This is a genomic window from Nocardia sp. NPDC004573, assembly GCF_053602135.1.
Window position 1 is genome coordinate 1 of sequence record NZ_JBSGDA010000061.1, and the last position, 2,377, is coordinate 2,377.

Genomic DNA, 2,377 nt, shown 5'->3' on the forward strand with positions numbered 1-2,377 from the left:
CCCCTGGCGGCGAATGAGGCCCAGCGTACCGCAACCGTGCGGGTGGGCGATCGCGCGCCGGATGCGAAACTGCTGAGCGCGACGGGGGGATCGCAGCGGCTGTTCGATCTCTTCGCCGGGCCGCATTTCACCGCGATCGCCTATGGCCCCGCGGCGGCCAAGGACCTGGCCGCACTGCCGTGGCCCGCGGCGGGCGCGGCGCTGAGACGGGTCGCCGTCGACAGCGGTGATCTGGTGGAGGTCGATGTGGTCCTCGCCGACGTCACCGAGTCCTTTGCCCGGATCTACGGCCTGACCGACTCCACCCTGCTGCTGATCCGCCCCGACGGTTACATCGGCTCGATCGCCACCACCGACTGGACCGCGCGCACATTGAAGTCCGTCATCGCGATGACCCCGGCAGTCGGATCCCCCGTGACACACACCATCGGGAGGGAGGAGTGAACCGCGGCGGCTCACCCGTCCTGGTGGGCTCAGCTATGGACGAGGGGTGCGCGATCACCGCTGCGGCGACATCCCGTGTGGTGCGGACACCTCGCCGACTTGACGAGGTTCGGATTTCGAATGTCGGAGGAAGGTCCGGCTGCCGCCGTCGGCGTTGCTGAGGGCGCGTTCATAAGATCGGGAATGCGATGTTGTGGCACTTGATGGTTGATTTCGGTCTGGGTTCCCCGCTGCATTTCGTCGCCTCTCGCGAGGCGGCCGTAGCGTTCGCGCGGGAGGCGATCGATAAGGGCTGGGCGCGGGCCGCCGCCGTCGATGATCGCGTAGACCAGAGCTACCCCACGATGCCGTGCCAATTCCTGCATGCGCCGGCGAGTGCGACGAACCCCGCGCGAACCTTCTGAAACGCCCGATAGATTGAGGCTGCGCGGTGAAGCACTTCACCGCGCAGCCGTTCGAGCAGCGTAGGTGAATGCGCGTCGGCCCCGGCCCGCCGCCAGTTCGTCGAGGCGATCGCAGCCAGTAATGCGGGCCGACTGCCAGGCATCATCGATCGACGCAACCAAGGTGACGCGCTACCGCGCGAGCCCCCAACCGAGCTATATGGGCACGCCAACGATCTGCTCACGGATCGCAACCGTGGGTTACTGCGCAGGTGGTCGCCAACTCGCCGACCCAGATGCGTTCGATGTGATCTGGCGGTGTCGTTCGGTTCGGCATCAAGATGTTCGAGCGGCAAATGTTCGGTCGCGCGAAGACCGGCTTGCTTCGCGAGCGTTCCGTGGTGAGCGAATGATTGGCGGTCCATCCAGGTGGTTTCGTGACCGAAGCGCACCACATGACGCTTCGACCTTCTCGCCCGCAGTAGTGCGAATATCGCCAAGTAATATCAGCCACATTGTTGCCGATTCGATTGGACAGAAGCGATCAATAACGGCAACGATGTTGCCATTATGGTCACTCGATTATCAACGCACGACACCTTTCCCTCGTATCCGCACCGCCCGATCGCGCGCGGACCCGGCATCAGGTCGATGGCGCAAATCGCCTACGCCTTCGCCGTGGTCATGCTCGGCACGACCCTGCCGACGCCGTTGTACACGCTGTACGCCGCCCAACTCAGGTTCTCCATCGGCATGTCCACCACGATTTTCGCCGCCTATGCCGCCGGAGTCGTGGCGGCGCTGATACTCTTCGGCCGATGGTCGGACACGCTCGGACGTCGACCGCTGCTCGTTGCCGGACTGGCCTGTTCCGCAGCCAGTTCCCTGGTCTTCCTTACCGCAGGGCCGGTGTGGCAGTTGCTGATCGGGCGGGTATTCTCGGGGCTGTCGGCCGGCATCTTCACCGGCACCGCAACCGCCATGATCATCGAGGTCGCACCGGCGAAATGGAAAAATCGAGCCACTACAGTCGCCGGTGTCGCAAATATCGGAGGACTGGGCATAGGGCCGACGCTGTCGGGGGTGCTGGCGCAATACGCTCCGTGGCAACTGCACTGTGTCTTCGCTGTGCATCTGGTGATGATCGGGGTGGCCGGGCTCGCGATCGGGCATGTGAACGAGACCGTTGCGACGCGGCCCCGAACTCTGCTCACCATGCAACGGCTGTCCATTCCGCCTCAGGCGCGAGGTGTGTTCACTCGTGCGGCACTGGCCGCGTGCGCCGGGTTCAGTGTAATCGGTCTGTTCACGTCGGTCGTGCCGACATTTCTGAATGAATCTCTGCACATTCACGACAAGGCGATGGTCGGCTTGCTGGTCTCCGCGGCGTTTGCCGCGTCCGCAGGAACCCAAGCGTTCACCAGGACGCTACCTGCCTCCAAGGCCATGATCCTCGGTTGTGCGGCCCTGATACTCAGCGCCGCGCTGCTCGCCACAGCGTTGAGCACTCGGTCGGTGGTCGTCCTCACTGCGGCCGCGCTGATGACCGG

2 protein-coding genes are annotated in these 2,377 nt (G+C 64.5%); both read left to right on the plus strand.

Annotation, left to right across the window (positions count from 1 at the left end; all coding sequences use genetic code 11):
* Positions 1-444: aromatic-ring hydroxylase C-terminal domain-containing protein (locus tag ACWEKR_RS35485; protein WP_452358229.1), on the plus strand; the 444-nt coding region annotated here is incomplete at its 5' end.
* Positions 445-1,478: 1,034 nt separating this feature from the next.
* Positions 1,479-2,377, plus strand: an 899-nt coding sequence (locus ACWEKR_RS35490) for an MFS transporter (protein WP_452358230.1), incomplete at its 3' end; no start/stop codon positions are given.